General features: G+C 70.3%; 14 protein-coding genes. 5 read left to right on the top strand and 9 right to left on the bottom strand.

Translation table 11 applies throughout. The features are described 5' to 3' along the window. Positions 1 to 11 precede the first annotated feature (11 nt). The 3 genes from IE153_RS07110 to IE153_RS07100 all read right to left on the bottom strand — a co-directional run bounded on the left by IE153_RS07110 (position 12) and on the right by IE153_RS07100 (position 2,487). On the bottom strand, positions 12 to 692 hold the full coding sequence (locus IE153_RS07110; protein WP_189588905.1) for a DUF2637 domain-containing protein: 681 nt from the start codon (positions 690 to 692) through the stop codon (positions 12 to 14). Between the two features lie 83 nt (positions 693 to 775). Beyond that, positions 776 to 2,131 (bottom strand): FtsK/SpoIIIE domain-containing protein, encoded by a 1,356-nt coding sequence (locus IE153_RS07105; RefSeq protein WP_189588904.1) that lies wholly within the window; start codon positions 2,129 to 2,131, stop codon positions 776 to 778. A gap of 2 nt (positions 2,132 to 2,133) precedes the next feature. Then, positions 2,134 to 2,487, bottom strand: coding sequence for an SCO3933 family regulatory protein (locus tag IE153_RS07100; protein ID WP_030835946.1), 354 nt, complete (start codon positions 2,485 to 2,487; stop codon positions 2,134 to 2,136). A gap of 331 nt (positions 2,488 to 2,818) precedes the next feature. Here IE153_RS07100 and IE153_RS07095 point away from each other — a divergent pair, with 331 nt between their 5' ends. Then, the gene (locus IE153_RS07095; RefSeq protein WP_189588903.1) at positions 2,819 to 3,952 is read left to right on the top strand and encodes a helix-turn-helix domain-containing protein; all 1,134 of its coding nucleotides are present in this window, start codon (positions 2,819 to 2,821) and stop codon (positions 3,950 to 3,952) included. Here the strand turns inward: IE153_RS07095 and IE153_RS07090 are convergent. Continuing rightward, positions 3,936 to 4,730, bottom strand: a complete 795-nt coding sequence (locus IE153_RS07090) for an NUDIX domain-containing protein (protein WP_189588902.1) — start codon at positions 4,728 to 4,730, stop codon at positions 3,936 to 3,938. The two genes, IE153_RS07095 and IE153_RS07090, sit on opposite strands and share 17 nt — an antisense overlap. 470 nt (positions 4,731 to 5,200) lie before the next feature. On the opposite strand from IE153_RS07090, the gene IE153_RS07085 reads away from it, so the two are divergent. The 3 genes from IE153_RS07085 to IE153_RS07075 all read left to right on the top strand — a co-directional run bounded on the left by IE153_RS07085 (position 5,201) and on the right by IE153_RS07075 (position 6,920). Then, positions 5,201 to 5,617: an Imm10 family immunity protein gene (locus tag IE153_RS07085; protein ID WP_189588901.1), complete on the top strand. Its 417-nt coding sequence runs from the start codon at positions 5,201 to 5,203 to the stop codon at positions 5,615 to 5,617. A gap of 349 nt (positions 5,618 to 5,966) precedes the next feature. Beyond that, positions 5,967 to 6,218, top strand: a complete 252-nt coding sequence (locus IE153_RS07080; RefSeq protein WP_189588900.1) for a hypothetical protein — start codon at positions 5,967 to 5,969, stop codon at positions 6,216 to 6,218. Positions 6,219 to 6,461: 243 nt separating this feature from the next. Then, positions 6,462 to 6,920 carry an ASCH domain-containing protein gene (locus IE153_RS07075; protein ID WP_189588899.1) on the top strand — a complete coding sequence of 153 codons (459 nt, stop codon included), beginning with the start codon at positions 6,462 to 6,464 and terminating at the stop codon, positions 6,918 to 6,920. Between the two features lie 551 nt (positions 6,921 to 7,471). Here the strand turns inward: IE153_RS07075 and IE153_RS07065 are convergent. Then, a complete protein-coding gene (locus IE153_RS07065) occupies positions 7,472 to 7,648 on the bottom strand; it encodes a hypothetical protein (RefSeq protein ID WP_189588898.1) in 177 nt (58 codons plus the stop codon). 490 nt (positions 7,649 to 8,138) lie between these two features. After that, positions 8,139 to 8,333 carry a hypothetical protein gene (locus IE153_RS07060; RefSeq protein ID WP_031107160.1) on the bottom strand — a complete coding sequence of 65 codons (195 nt, stop codon included), beginning with the start codon at positions 8,331 to 8,333 and terminating at the stop codon, positions 8,139 to 8,141. A gap of 698 nt (positions 8,334 to 9,031) precedes the next feature. Here IE153_RS07060 and IE153_RS07055 point away from each other — a divergent pair. Next, on the top strand, positions 9,032 to 10,144 hold the full coding sequence (locus IE153_RS07055; protein ID WP_229828890.1) for an acyltransferase family protein: 1,113 nt from the start codon (positions 9,032 to 9,034) through the stop codon (positions 10,142 to 10,144). A gap of 15 nt (positions 10,145 to 10,159) precedes the next feature. On the opposite strand, the gene IE153_RS07050 is transcribed toward IE153_RS07055, so the two are convergent. The 3 genes from IE153_RS07050 to IE153_RS07040 are packed head-to-tail and all read right to left on the bottom strand — an operon-like array spanning position 10,160 to position 13,880. Beyond that, the gene (locus IE153_RS07050; RefSeq protein WP_189589255.1) at positions 10,160 to 10,597 is read right to left on the bottom strand and encodes an HD domain-containing protein; all 438 of its coding nucleotides are present in this window, start codon (positions 10,595 to 10,597) and stop codon (positions 10,160 to 10,162) included. A 14-nt stretch (positions 10,598 to 10,611) separates the two neighbouring features. Continuing rightward, the gene (locus IE153_RS07045) at positions 10,612 to 13,038 is read right to left on the bottom strand and encodes an ABC transporter permease (RefSeq protein WP_189588897.1); all 2,427 of its coding nucleotides are present in this window, start codon (positions 13,036 to 13,038) and stop codon (positions 10,612 to 10,614) included. Further along, a complete protein-coding gene (locus IE153_RS07040; protein WP_229828888.1) occupies positions 13,038 to 13,880 on the bottom strand; it encodes an ABC transporter ATP-binding protein in 843 nt (280 codons plus the stop codon). The genes IE153_RS07045 and IE153_RS07040 overlap by 1 nt, the downstream gene beginning before the upstream one ends. Between the last annotated feature and the right edge of the window lie 7 nt (positions 13,881 to 13,887).

Here is a 13,887-nt window from a genome sequence, read left to right as displayed (position 1 = left end):
TGTCCCTTCGGTCAGGCGAGTTGGGCGGCGATGGCGTCGGCCAGCTGGGGCGGGACGCCGAGACGGGCGCGCAGGGTGTCGGTGTCGATCGGCGTACCGGTACGGGCGTGGTGGTCGTCGGCGACCTTGCGGGCGTGGTCGACCAGCGCGGCCGGGACCGGCACAGCAGGAGCGGGCTCGGCCGGGGCGGGTTCGGCAGCCGGTAGTGCCGGAGTGTCGTCGACCGCTGGGGCCAGCTCGGGCTCGCGCTCTGGTTCGGTCTCGGTTACCGGCTCAGGGTGCGGCTTGTTGACCGGGGCTGCGGGTGCCGGCGGATCCGGCACCGGGTCTGTGGCGGAGTGGGCGAGGAGGGTGCCGCCCATGAAGGCCAGAGCGGGCCAGGCGGCTACGAGGATGCGCAGCCATGCCGGGACGTCGGTCAGGTCGAGGAGTCCGGCGGTGGCGACGTTGGCGCCGAGGGAGGCGACCAGGGCGATGACGAACCAGCACCAGGCCAGCCGGGACGGGCCGTCGTTGCGGAGCCGCCGCCAGGAGGCGACCAGGAGCAGGTCGACGCTGATCGGGTAGGCCCAGGCTTTCCAGCCGTCCTGTCCGGCAGCGGCGGCGAGGTCGTGGAGGTGGGCGAAGGACAGCGCCCCGGCGATGACGGCCTGGACCAGGACGGCGTCGACGCGGAGAGCGGGGCGGGCCATCACGGCTCCTTCCGGTGATGTGGCATGGGAGGGGTAGGGACCCGGCGCGAAGCGGTCGCGCCGACCGGTGAAGCGGGGGAAGGTCAGGCCGTGGCGGGAGCTGTCTTGGACAGCGGCACCCGGGCCGAGGGCAACGGGCCAGCCGCGGGCCGGTATGCCGCAAGGGCGGGCACGTCGGGTGTGCGGTCGGCGTACTTGTTGCAGGTGTTCACGGCCTGGCGCAGCGAGGTGTGCGGGGCGCGGATGCGGTGCCAGCCACCGGTTGAGTCACCGGCGATCGCTATGCCGCGTGTCTCGGCGGGGATCTGGATGGCGGCCAAGACGGCGTCCGGGGAGATGTCGCCGAAGGCCATGTTGGCGGAGGTTTCGTCGTTGACGCGGTGGGCGGTGCGGCCGGTGAGCTGGGCGCGGAGCATGGTGATGCCCTTGCCGAGTTCGGAGCCGAAGCGCTGCCCGCAGATCTCCAGGTAGATGCCGGCCGCGCGGCCGAGCTGGGCGAGACGGACCAGGGCGGTGATGATCCGGTCCCGGCGCTTCTCCTCGTCCTTGTTGGCGAACAGGGCGAGTTCGGCGACCTCGTCGACCAAGACCACGACCGGGACCGGGCGGATGTCGTCGGGCAGGTCCCAGATGTCGGCGGCGATCTCCGCATCCGGCACGGCGACACTGATGCGCTGCTCAGCCCGGATCAGTTGGTAGACCTCCCCCATGTGCTCAACCAACGCTTCCAGCAGCTCCAGGGCGGTGTCCGGGTTGTCGGCCAGTGCTGAGAAGCGGCGTGCCAGCGGGAACAGCTCGACACCCTGCTTGCAGTCGATGCCGACCAGGGCGACGGGTTGCGAGGCGAGCCCGGCCACCAGGTTGCGCTGGTAGACCGACTTGCCGGACTCCGTGGCCCCGAGAGTCAGGCCGTGGGGGACGGCGCGGTAGTCGCGGTAGTGCACCGAGCCGTCTTCCCGCAGCGCGACCGGAACCCGCATCGGGCGCGTGTCGGTCTTGGCGGGCATCTGGACCTGCTTGAGCACGTCGTAGCCGGTCATCCGCACCTCGACGACGCCGGAGCGGACTTCGCGGGAGGTCACGCCGTACATCCCGAAGGAGTGGCGCAGCCGGTCCGTGGCCGCCGACACGTCGAAGGCGTCCTGACCGGGACGGAGCTTGAGCCGGAGGACCAGGCCGGTCCGGGTCGGCCGTAACCGCAGGATGCGCGGCACACGGGACTCCGGCACCGGACGATTGGCCACCCGAGCCAGAGCCAGCCGCCAGCGCGAGGGAGGGACCGTCAGGCCGCAGGCGTCCATGACCGACGCGTAGCGGACCAGGACCCGCACCGTGGCGACGACGACCCCGAACGTCAGCCAGTACCAGGCGGGGCGCCGCCACCGCAGGAGACCCGCAGCGGCGACGACCACAACCACAGCGACCATGAACCAGGTCATGATCAGGCCGCCTCGGATGCCGAACCGGTGGCGGCCAGCGAGGTGACGGCCACCGCGCGGAAGGCGATGCCGTGGCGCTTCTGGCCGTTGAACTCGTTCTCCCACGGCCGGGCGATCAGACCCGTCAAGGCGACGGGGGTGCCCATGGCCAGGTCGCTGGAGATACCGGGCTCCGGGACGGTGATGGACAGGATCTCGACTTCGTCGTTCGCCGCGAACATCACGTCCACGGTCATCAGCTTGACGCCGTCAGCGTCGATAGCGATCTCGCCGGTCCTACGGTCGCGGACCTTGGGCTGCGGGGCCTTGGCGACCATCACGGTGGCGCCGGACGTCTCGACGGGGATCTGACGCATGATGGAACTCCCTTGAGAGGGGCGGGAGCGGCGTACTTGCTTGGCGGTGGGTCGCCGCTCTCGTGCGTTGACAGATGAGTGCAGCAAAGCTGCGAGATCGCGCCCCAACTGGTGCGCACCAGTAGGTTGCATCTGGTGCGCACCAGATGTCAAGCGCTGTCGCTGCTTCGGCTTCTCAACTCGCCTTGCTGCGATGGTTCTAGGGAACCGTTTCTGCCAACGCCTCGGTAGCCAACAGGGGTTAACACCTGACCCGTTAACCCCTGCCGACCTGCGGAGATGTGAGGCATGCTGCTATTAGGTCCCCGGAACCCGAGCAGGATGGCGTGACGTGACGAACGGACTCAGGGCGGCGAGGAACGCACGGGAGTGGTCGCAAGAGCGGCTGGTTCGAGAGATTGAACGACACGCCCGCCAGCACCTGTTGGACGTCGCATCAACGGCCAGCTTGCGCGTGTACGTCTCCGAGTGGGAGAACGGCCGACGCCAGATCTCGGCCCGCTACGCGAAGATCCTTCGCGCGCTGCTCGGCGTTACAGACGCCGAACTGACCGGAGTGCCAGCGGAGTCGGGCCAGCCAGTCGCCGCAGATGGATACGACGAATTGATGGGCCGGATCGATGCGGCCCGCAGCCTCAGCCTGACCATGGTCGACACGTTCATGGATCAGACGGAGTTGCTCAGGACCATGGACCGGCAGATGGGCGCGGCCGGGCTGGTCGACGAGATGACGGCTCACCTGACGAGGCTGGAAGAGGCCCTGACCTTCGCGGTCCTTCCCGAAACCCGGCGCCCGGTCGCGCGAGCACTGGCCGGAGCGGCGACGCTGGCCGCATGGCAGGCACTAGATGTGGGTGCGGTCGAACGGGCCTGGCGCCACTACGAGCTGGGGAAGCGGGCCGCCAAGGAAGCCGAAGAGCCGATGTACCTCGCGCACGCCACAGCCGAGCAGGCGTACGTGCTCTGTGATGCGGGGCGAGCATCCATGGCCGTCCAACTGATACGGGATGCTCAGCGACTCGGAGGATCAGCCATGTCCCCGCGGCTAACGGCTTGGCTCCACGCGGCCGAAGCCGAGATCTGCGCTCGCGCAGGACTGCCGGAGGACTGCCAACGGGCACTCGATCGGGCCGCACGCAGCCTGCCTCCAGGAGATGCGGCCCGCGACCCGGACATGTTGAGCATCTTCCTGAACGAAGGGCACCTCACTCGTTGGCGCGGAAGCGCTCTCGCCCTGATAGGTGACGACGAGGCAGTGGGGAGCCTCTACACGGCACTCGACACGGCAGACCCAACCTTCATACGGGCATCCGCCGGACTGCGCTGCGACCTAGCCCAGGCGCACATGGCTCGTGGCGAGCACGACCAGGCGCACGAGCACCTACGCCAGGCCCGCTTGATAGCCAGCCGTACGGGATCAGTGCGGCATCGACGGAGAGTCGAGCAGCTCACGCAGCGGTTGTAGGAGAAGTGCCGGCGGACCGCGAGGACAAGACGTGCAGCAGGGCAACCAGCGTGCCCGATCCCATGAGTTCACCGCGGGCCATGAGACCAGGAATGTCGGAGAGCGGCACCCACGCGATGTGCCCGGCCTCTTCCAGATCCGTCGGCTCACCTACGAGCTTGGCGCCCGTGCCCACGAAGATGTCGTGCGGCGAGTCGACCATGCCCACCATGGGCTGATACGTGACCACGTGCTCCAGGGAATCCGGCCTCCAGCCAGTCTCTTCCTCGACCTCACGCAACGCCGTCTGCAAGGGGCCCTCCCCCGCGTCGACGATGCCTCCCGGGAGCTCCCACCCGAACGACTGAGGCACGAAGCGATAGCGCCACATCATCAGGACGCGGTCCTGGTCGTCGATGACGGCCGCGATAGCGACGTGGTGCAGCTTCACTACGTGGTGCTCGAAGCGGTCGACTCCCGGCGGCTCAACGTCGACGAGGCTCAGCTTCACCCAACGGTTGTCGTACAGGGTCCGCTCGCCATGGATCTGCCACGGTTCGACGTCCCCCGGAGCCTGAGTAGTCACAGACCGATCCGGCACGCGATAGGAGCTGCGGCCATGGACTTCGATGGCGCCTTCAGCAACGAGCTTGGCCAGTACCTGGCGGAGAGCCGTGCGGCCGATGCCCAGCTCATCGGACAGGGTTCGCTCTGATGGAATCTTGGAGCCAGGCAGGTACTTCCCCGTCGAGATCCACTCGCGGATCGTGCGGTAGACCCGCTCCGACTTCGGTCCCATCCGGTGAGCACGCTCCCTGAAGCTTGAGTGACTGCGACGGGAGCAAGCGTAGCGACCAGGTACGAAAGTCGTAAGTGAATGCCGTCTCCGCGATCACCACGCGCGGTAGAACTTTCCCTACTTCATCAAGGCCCGCGCACGGCGCGGGCGCGCGCCGCCTGTACGGCGGGGCCACCGCCCTGTCTTCGCCAGCGGCGGCCCCGCCCGGCGGCGCGCTCGCGGCAGCGGGCATGAAGCGGGAGACACTCTCTGTGGCTGGGGCGGTCGGCTCCACGGCTTTAGGCAGCCACTTTGGGGCGAGCCTCTAAGATCATGGCCCCAACGTCGTGCTTTAACGGGCAGGTCCACAGACTGCCCGACTCGCCGGAAGCTTACGGGGCCATGATCACTCGCCCCAAAGCAGCTCCAGCCCAAAGCCGCTCCGCCGACCTCACGTCATCGGCCGCCGCAGGCCCTGGTAGAACACGCGTGTGACCTACAGATTCACGGCGAAGATCGCTTACGGATGCCACGAGCCGGGGCCGGACATCTATGCCCTGACTGCCGGAGTTGCCGAATCAGAAGGCGGAGAGGGCTTCGCGCTCGACTTCCAGTGCAGCTTCAAGGAACCCGATGCGCAGAACATCCGCAACGGCTGCGACTCGTACTGCGTTGTCACCCCCGACCAAGGCACCGCGTACGGATGCGTGCGCACGGTGGAGCTGGAAGGAGACATCCTGCGGGTCACGTTCGACCCCGATTCCTTGGAAGCCCTGTTCCTGGATGACCCGGTCGTCGAGGCAGTGCTACACGCACCGGCCGCAGACGTAGCTCACATGAAGGAGGCACTCACGCGCATCCTCGCTTACGGCCGGCCGGACGCGCTCCCGATCGTGATCGGGGTCTGAACTACGGTCGCCACTCGGCCGTCTCGGGGCCATGCGGGGGTGCTCAACGATGACCAACTCTGACAACCACCGACAGCTAAGTCGCAGGTCGCAGCGTTGATCGATTCCACGGCCGCAGGCCAGGGCCCCGGCCCACGACTTCTTCGGCTACTGGTCGCGCACCGCGGCGCTTGACTCGCCCATTGAAACTCCAGCTCAAAGCCGTTTCACCAACCGCGTGGGCACGCGGCCCATCAACTGCGCTAGGATTCGCCACAGTTGTCTCACAAGGGCAGCAAAAGCGGACCGTCGGCACTCTTCCCCTGGCAGAGACGCAGTGCCACACGGTCCATAACGAGAGGGGGCTCGCATGAAGAAGCGAGACACCGCACTACCCGTAGAAGCATTGCATGGCAATGCTTCTGCCGCTGAACCTTACAACGGTGGGCCACTCAAAGGCAACGATCGTTTCCTTGGCCGGAACGATCGTTCCGTCGGCCACCAGTGCCGTCCAGACGACCGTCGGTCGCGGCGCGAGGCAGCCACGCAGCTCGTCCAGCTGGTCACGGCAACTGCGGCCATGATCTCCGCATTGGCGCCTTGGATCACCAAGCTGATGTAGGCCGTGCCTCTCACGTGCCCGGAGGTGCACGCCCGAGAGGGGAACCACGGGCAGTGGCAGGGATCCGGGTAACGAACCCGCAGGTCATGTCGCAGCTGGTCAGGGCGGAGACGCATACGCGATCTTCCAAACTAGCTACGCGGGTTCGATTCCCGTCGCCCGCTCCATACGCATCAGGGCCGGGTCGGAGGACAATTCTCCGACCCGGCCCTGATCGGTTCCGGGGTCGTTACGGTCGTCGGCATGATCCCTCACTCCTTCACGCCCGCGGACATCGCGTCGATGCCCCGGACCGAGTTCGCATTCCCCGGCTCCCTGCGCGACCGGCTCGTCGCGGCGATCCTCGGCGGTTCGAAGACCTCCACGACGGGACTCGTCGTCGACTACGAGCACGAGGGGGATCCGTTACCGGAAACCGGGGACCGTTCCGTGGTCGTCGACTCGGACGGCCGGCCGGTCGCGGTCATCGAAGTGACCAACGTCCGCGTCGTCCCGCTGGCCCAGGTCGATCTCGCGCACGTGGTGGACGAGGGCGAGGGGCACACCAGCGTGGCCGAGTGGCGCGAGGACCACGAGCGGTTCTGGCACAGCGAGGACATGCGTGCGGCCCTGGAGGACCCCGGCTTCACCGTGGACGACACGACCCCGGCGGTTCTGGAGCGCTTCCGACTCGTCGCCGATCTCCGCCTCGCCGAACATTGACCGACCCGCACGGTCAGGCAGCCGTCCCCCGCTCTCAGAGGTCGCGTACGTCTACGGCGTAGACGGAGCGGACGCCGCGGGGGATGTACAGGGCGTCGCCGACGAGGAGGAGCCGCGCCCCGGAGGTGACGAGCAGGCTGTCGACCCGGCCGCCGCCGTCGCGGCCGGGTCGGGTGTCCTCGACCTTGCCGCCGCGCGTTCAGGATGGCGAGGCGGCCGCTGGGTGACGCGAAGTACACCTGGGTGGCGGAGGCGGTCGGCGGCCCCTGCCGCTCCAGGGTGAGGGTGGTGTGGGATTCCCACAGCGTGAGCCCGGTGCGCGGCGAGACGGCGCGGACGCCGCCACCGGTGCGCGAGAAAGTGATGCCGCCCTCGGGCACGGACGTGGCGGCGCCCTCGGGACCGTCGCGGACGACCCTCATCTCGCCGCTGCCGCTCGGGGTCCGCCAGAGCTCCTTGCCGGTCACGGCGGCCGGGGGGAGGAGACCGTGCAGCCGGACCCACGCCGCTCGGGCCTTCGGCGTCCTCGGCCCCGTAGCCGTAACGCGTCCTTAGACGCGTCCCTTGCCGAGGCCCGTCGCGTCCGGGCCGCGTCCGTCGCCGGTGCCGATGAGCGCGCCCTCGTCGCCGGCGGCGCCGTCGGGAGTGGAGTCGACGGGCCGGCTCCAGGTGTTACGGCCGTCGGCGAGACCGAAGCGGGGCGTCGTGAGGTCGGAGCCGGCGCCCACGAGGGAGGTGTCGACGACGGAGCAGCTCTTGAGGGACGTGTCGACGCCGCCCAGGCCGCTCGGCGGCGGGCGAGGCCGGGCGGTCGTCGGCCGGGGCCGGACGGTCGTTGTCGCGGATCAGGGTGACGGTGGTGGTGACGATCGCCATGAGTGCGGCCGCCGCGGCGGCCGAGGCCATCAGCAGTGCGGGGCTGCGGCGGCTTCGGGCGCGATCGCCCCCGGGTGGGCCCCGGCCGGGCCGCGTGGTGGCCGGGGTCGCATGGCGGCCGGGACTGTTCCGGCGGGATTCTGTCGCGACGGGGGCGCCGCCCCTCGTCCTGCCCGGCGTCCGCGTTCCCGGGCAGCCGGTGGGACGTTTCGCCGCGCTCGGTGCGGGCCGCGTCGGGTCACGCGGTGACGGCCGGCTCGGTCGGCCGTGCACCGGGCCACGGACGCATGGGGTACGCCGCGGCGCCGTGCGCGGGGCACGGCAGGGGCGCTCCCGGGCCGGTCAGAAGCTGATGGAGTTGATGGTGTCCGCTATCGAGTTGAGGAACCGGTTGATGGACGGGGCCATGCCGGTCGAGGCGAGGAAGAAGCCGAAGAGGATCGCCACGATCGCCGGCCCTGCCTTGATGGATCCCCCTCTCAGCAACACCACAAGGATGATCGCCAACAGCAGCACCACAGACAGTGAAATGGCCACAACTGATCACACACCCTCGGTCGGTCCGCTCTCCCGGCCCGGGGACGCGACCCCGCGCACCCCCGCCAGAACCATCGTGCCACCAACACGCCCGGGCTATGCGGCCGGTGACGCATCGACTACACGCGTGTCGCCGCCACGCGGGTGTGCCGCCTGCGCGCGAGCACCCAACAGCGGGGAGTCGCACGGCAATTCGACGGGCCACCCGCACAGGGAATTCGCCCGAATCGTTTCCGTCTCCACACAACGCGTTCGCAGCTAATTCGAATTGCTGCCACAAGCCCGGCAACAGCCCCGTGGACCACGGGCCGAAGAGGGTCGAAGCGGACATTCCGCTGGAGTCGCCTGCTGGTCTTATGCATCACTTAGTCCGGAAGTATCATGACAAGCAAGACCCAGTCGGTGCACACAATCCGCCATCGGACGATGTGTTGGCCATCACGCCGACAGTGCCGTCAACTACCCGTAATCCGGGGTACCCGCAGCGAATAGCCAGGAATCACTTCCGGCGTTTTACGAATAGCTGCAGGGAACGCTAGGGTGCCTCAGATGTTCCACGCTGCCTCGTCCCCCGCACGCGCAGCGAGGTCCCGGATCGTCTCCCCGAGCTCCTGGTGGGAGGGTCTGTGACGAACTCGCTGCGACCGAACGGCGACCGCAGGGCGCCACTTCCCCCGGCACAGTCGCCGGCGGACGGAGTGCCGAGCCCGCGCTCGCCGCAGAGCACGCAGAAGAAGCAGAACGGCAAGCAGCGCGACGCGTTCTTCGACAACGCGAAGTACCTCGCGATCGCGCTGGTGGCCATGGGCCACGTCTGGGAGCCGCTCAAGGGCGACAGCCGGATACTCGAGGCGGCGTACCAGGTCGTCTACGCGTTCCACATGCCGGCGTTCATCATCATCTCCGGCTACTTCTCGCGCAGTTTCGACATGCGGCCCGACCGACTGAAGCGCCTGATCACCGGCGTCGCCGTGCCGTACATCATCTTCGAGACGGCCTATCCCCTGTTCAAGCGGGTCATCGACAACGACCCGCACCAGGAGATCAGCCTCCTCGACCCCTGGTACCTGACCTGGTTCCTGGTCGCGCTGTTCGTATGGCGGCTGACCACCCCCATCTGGAACCTGGTGCGCTGGCCGCTGCCGCTCGCGCTGGGTCTCGCCATGCTGGCGACCGTCACCCCGGAGATCGGCGACGACCTGGACCTGCAGCGCGTCCTGCAGTTCCTGCCGTTCTTCGTGCTGGGCCTGGTCATGAAGCCCGAGCACTTCCACATGGTGCGCACGCGTGCGGTGCGGATCGCCTCGGTGCCCGTGTTCGCCGCCGCCCTGGCCTTCAGCTGGTGGGCGGTGCCGCGCATGAACACCGCGTGGTTCTACCACCGGGACGCCGCGCAGGAACTGGGCGCCCCGTGGTGGACCGGCCCGGTCATGGTGCTCGCCATGTTCGGCTGCTCCCTGGTGCTGACCGCCTGCTTCTTCGCCTGGGTGCCGCGCCGCCACATGTGGTTCACCGCCCTCGGTGCCGGCACGCTCTACGGCTACCTGCTGCACGGCTTCCTGGTGAAGGCGGGCGACTACCAGGGCTGGTTCGAGGCGTCCTGGCTGCACCATCCGGCCGGTGAGATCCTCGTGACCGCCCTCGCGGCCGCCGTCGTGACGGTGCTGTGCACCAAGCCGGTGCAGCGCGTCTTCCGGTTCGCGATGGAGCCGAAGATGGCCTGGGCCTTCAAGCGGGACGCGGCCGAGCTGGCCCGCGAACGCCAGAGCGCCGAGCGCAGCGAGCGCGAACGCGAGAAGGTCAACGCCTGACCCTCCGAGCGGAGTTCATCCGACGAGACCGAGAAGTGCGCGCATCCGTGCGTACTTCTCGGTCAGTCGTTTCCGGGTCGCCTCGTCGAGGACCGCGAGCCGGGCCGGGTCCGCGTTGTGCGCCAGGTCCGACTCCTTCACCAGCAGCGCCCCGGGCGTGGCGAGGATCCGCGCCGCGTACGCCTCCGGCGGCTCCCCTGCCCGTTTGGTGACCGCGAGCACGATGTCCTTCGTACGGCTGCTCAAGCCGGCCCCGCGCAGCCACTCCGCGGAGAGGGCGTCGTCCTCGACCGCGTCGTGCAGCCAGGCCGCCGCGATCTGCTCGTCGTCGCCGCCCCGCGCCCGTACGCCCTCCGCCACGGCCCGCAGGTGTTCGGCGTAGGGCCGTCCCGCCTTGTCGGTCTGGCCGGTGTGTGCGGCGCGGGCGGTCGCCTCGACCTGGGCCAGGGTCATCCGGGATGTCTCGGTCACCGCTCCAGTGTCTCCCCGCGCAGCGCCGCCCGGGCAGGAAGGGTGGCCGCGGCCGTGCCGACGACGAGGATCGCGGCGGCGAACGAGCCGTAGACGAGCGGCGGGATGTACGGCCCCTGGCCCGTCAGGCCCCTCATCATCGGGACGAGAGTGGCCAGGGCGATCGCCGTGCCGAGCGCGATGCCCGCGACGGCGACCAGCAGGGCCTCCCAGCGGACCATGCGCAGGACCTGGCGGCGGGTGGAGCCGAGCAGGCGGAGCGTGCCGAGTTCGCCGCGGCGGTCCAGGACCGTCATCACCAGGGTGTTGACGGCAGCGACCGCCGCGAAGCCACCGAGAACGGCCGCCATGACCGTGTTGGCCCAGGCGTTGAGCTCACGGTCGAGGGACCGGGCGGTGGTGTGGTCGGCGCGGTCCAGGACCCGGCCGAGCGGGGCGAGGGCCTTCGCCGTGCCGCCCTTGACCCACAGTTCGGTGTCGAAGGGCGAACTGACGTGGCGGGCCAGGTCGGTGCGGTGGAACGTGACCTGGGACAGGCCCATGCCGCGTCCGTACGTCGCCGCCACCAGCGGGGTGGCCCTGGTGCCGTCGGGCAGGTGGAGGCGGATGCGGTCGCCGACCCCGACCTTCGCGTTCCGGGCGACGGACGTGTCGAGGGCGATCTCGCCCGGCTTCAGCGACAGTCGGCCCTTCTCGACGTCCAGGTCCTGTACGGCGGCCAGGTCGCGGGCCGAGCCCGTGACGCCCTGGGCGGAGACCGGGGTCAGGGCGCCCGAGGCCCGGACGAGGACCGATGTCCTCAGCAGGCCCACGGCCGCGGTGACTTCGGGTGTGCGCCCGGCCCGTCGTACCGCGTCCGGGGGCAGGGCGCCCTCGTCGGCCGTGACGACGTGATCGGCGACGATGCCCGCCCGCTGCTGCTCCGCGGTGACCCGGTCCTCGCTGGTGTGCAGGAAGACCAGCACGGAGGAGAACGCCATGGCGAGCACGATCGGAGTGATCGCGGAGGCCAGACGCCGGGCGTTGGTACGGGAGTTGGCCGCGGCCAGAGCGGCGGGTGCGCCCGCACCGCGCAGGGGGAGCCCGAGCAGGGACGCGCAGGCGCGGGCGATCAGCGGGCCCAGCAGTGCGACGGCCAGCATGAACAGCATGACCACACCGAGGGCGGCGTTGGCCGCGTCCTCGCCCGTCGCCGAAGCGGCCAGGCCCGCGCACACGAAACCGCCGGCCGCCGCGGCCACGCCGAGCGGTGTGCGGATCCAGCCCGGACGCAGCCGCTCCACGGACGCCTCGCTCAGCGCCTGCCCCGGCTTGATGCGTGAACTGCGGTGCGCGGCCATGTACCCGGCGAGCAGGGCGGTGACCAGGACCGTGCCGGTCGTGACGGTGAGGGGGATCCAGGAGACGGCGAGATCGACGGGTGCCGGGACGGCGCCCTTGTCCTTCAGCCGGCCGAACCACCAGGCGGCCAGGGCGATTCCGGGCAGGCAGCCGAGGGCGCCCGCGACGGGCGCGACGAGCAGCGCCTCGGTGGCGATGGCGCGGCGGATCTGCCGCGGGGTGATGCCGATGGCGCGCAGCAGGGCGAACTCGCGGGCGCGGCGGCCGATCGCGAGGGCGACCGTGCCGGCCGCGGTGAAGACGGCGACCATGGTGGCGACACCGCCGAAGGAGCCGCCGATTCCGATCAGCACCTCCCGGGCTTCGGTGAGGGCGGGGTCCTCCACGGTGCCCCGGTCGTCGCCGGTGTGGATCTCGGTCCGGCCGCCCAGGGCGTGGGCGAGGCGGGACTTCAGGGGTGCCGTGCCGACACCGGGGTCGGGGAGGACCGCGATGGCGTCGACGCGGTGGGGGTGGCCGGAGACGCGGACGGCTTCGGCGTCGCTGAACCACACCGTGCCCTGCCCGGCGGCGGTGGTTCCGGAGACGCGGTAGGTGCGGGGGCCGTCGGGGAGGGTGAGGGCGACGGCGCCGCCGGCCGGGCGTGGTGAGCCGGGGGCGAGGACGACCTCGCCGGGGCCGGGGGCGCGGCCGCTGGTGAGGCGTTCGCCGGTGAAGGCGGTGGAGCCCCAGCCGTGTGCGGTGAGCGTCCCCTCGGGCGTGAGCACCGGGAAGGTGACGTCGGGAATCGCGGCCCGTACTCCCGGCACCGCGGCGGCCTTCGCGACCAGGGAGTCCTCGAGGCGGGCCCGGTCCGGCACCACGCCGCCCTCGTCGGGGTTCCCGGCCCGCTGCCCGGCCGCGGCCACCGCGGGGACGTGCGCGTAGCGCTCGGGCGGGACCGTGGCGCGTACGCCCGTCTCCAGGAGGATGCCGCAGGCCGACACGATCGTGGCGGCCAGTACGAGGGCGACGAAGGTGCCGACGAACGCGGCGGGACGGAACCGGAGGGCCGCGCGGGCCAGGCCGTTGGGGGCGAGCATCAGGCAGCCGCCTTCGCGTGGGCGCGCGGGACGGCCAGGGAGGTCATCCGGGCGGCGATGCGGTCGGCGTGGGCGCGGCGGAAATGGAAGTGGTCGCTACCGGGGTGGTCGCTGCCGGGGTGGTCGCGGTCGAGGTGGTGGTGGCCCGCGGTTCCGTCGCGGTCCAGGTGGTCGGCGATCTCGCCGTCCGACAGGAACAGCACGCGGTCGGCCCAGGCCGCGGCCGCCGGGTCGTGGGTGACCATGACGACCGTGGCGCCGTGGGTGTCGACGGCCGCGCGCAGGAGGGTGAGGATCTCCGTGGCCGTGGTGGTGTCGAGGGCACCCGTCGGTTCGTCCGCGAAGACGACGTCGGGGCGGGTGACCAGGGCACGGGCGATGGCCACGCGCTGCTGCTGACCGCCGGACAACTGGCCCGGGCGGCGGCGGGCCTTGTCCGCGAGGCCGACCTGGTCCAGCACCTCGGCGGCGCGGCGGCGGTCGGGGCGGTGGCCGGCCAGGCGCATCGGGAGGACGACGTTCTGCTCGACCGTGAGGGACGGCAGCAGGTTGAAGGCCTGGAAGACGAAGCCGATGCGGGTGCGGCGCAGGGCGGTGAGCTTGTTCTCCTTCATGCCGGTGATCTCCGTGCCGCCGAGGCGGACCGTGCCGGCCGTGGGGCGGTCGAGGCCCGCCGCGCACTGGAGGAACGTGGACTTGCCGGAGCCCGAGGGGCCCATCACCGCGGTGTGGCTGCCGTGCCGGAGGGTGAGGTCGATGCCGCGCAGGGCGTGTACGGCGGTGCCGCCACGGCCGTAGCGCTTGCGGACGCCGTGCAGTTCCACGGCCCAGTCGCCTGACATGTGTGTC

Source organism: Streptomyces massasporeus, assembly GCF_014648995.1.
Lineage (GTDB): Bacteria > Actinomycetota > Actinomycetes > Streptomycetales > Streptomycetaceae > Streptomyces > Streptomyces massasporeus.
Note: the sequence above shows the minus strand (reverse complement) of the source record. Positions and strands in the feature narration are given on the sequence as shown.

What these genes read in the sequence shown, in the direction of transcription:
- IE153_RS07090 (WP_189588902.1), bottom strand. Translation starts at nt 4,730, where the DNA reads ATGGGACCGAAGTCGGAGCGGGTCTACCGCACGATCCGCGAGTGGATC.
- IE153_RS07075 (WP_189588899.1), top strand. Translation starts at nt 6,462, where the DNA reads ATGATCCCTCACTCCTTCACGCCCGCGGACATCGCGTCGATGCCCCGG.
- IE153_RS07050 (WP_189589255.1), bottom strand. Translation starts at nt 10,597, where the DNA reads ATGACCCTGGCCCAGGTCGAGGCGACCGCCCGCGCCGCACACACCGGC.
- IE153_RS07080 (WP_189588900.1), top strand. Translation starts at nt 5,967, where the DNA reads ATGAAGAAGCGAGACACCGCACTACCCGTAGAAGCATTGCATGGCAAT.
- IE153_RS07040 (WP_229828888.1), bottom strand. Translation starts at nt 13,880, where the DNA reads ATGTCAGGCGACTGGGCCGTGGAACTGCACGGCGTCCGCAAGCGCTAC.
- IE153_RS07100 (WP_030835946.1), bottom strand. Translation starts at nt 2,487, where the DNA reads ATGCGTCAGATCCCCGTCGAGACGTCCGGCGCCACCGTGATGGTCGCC.
- IE153_RS07105 (WP_189588904.1), bottom strand. Translation starts at nt 2,131, where the DNA reads ATGACCTGGTTCATGGTCGCTGTGGTTGTGGTCGTCGCCGCTGCGGGT.
- IE153_RS07110 (WP_189588905.1), bottom strand. Translation starts at nt 692, where the DNA reads ATGGCCCGCCCCGCTCTCCGCGTCGACGCCGTCCTGGTCCAGGCCGTC.
- IE153_RS07045 (WP_189588897.1), bottom strand. Translation starts at nt 13,038, where the DNA reads ATGCTCGCCCCCAACGGCCTGGCCCGCGCGGCCCTCCGGTTCCGTCCC.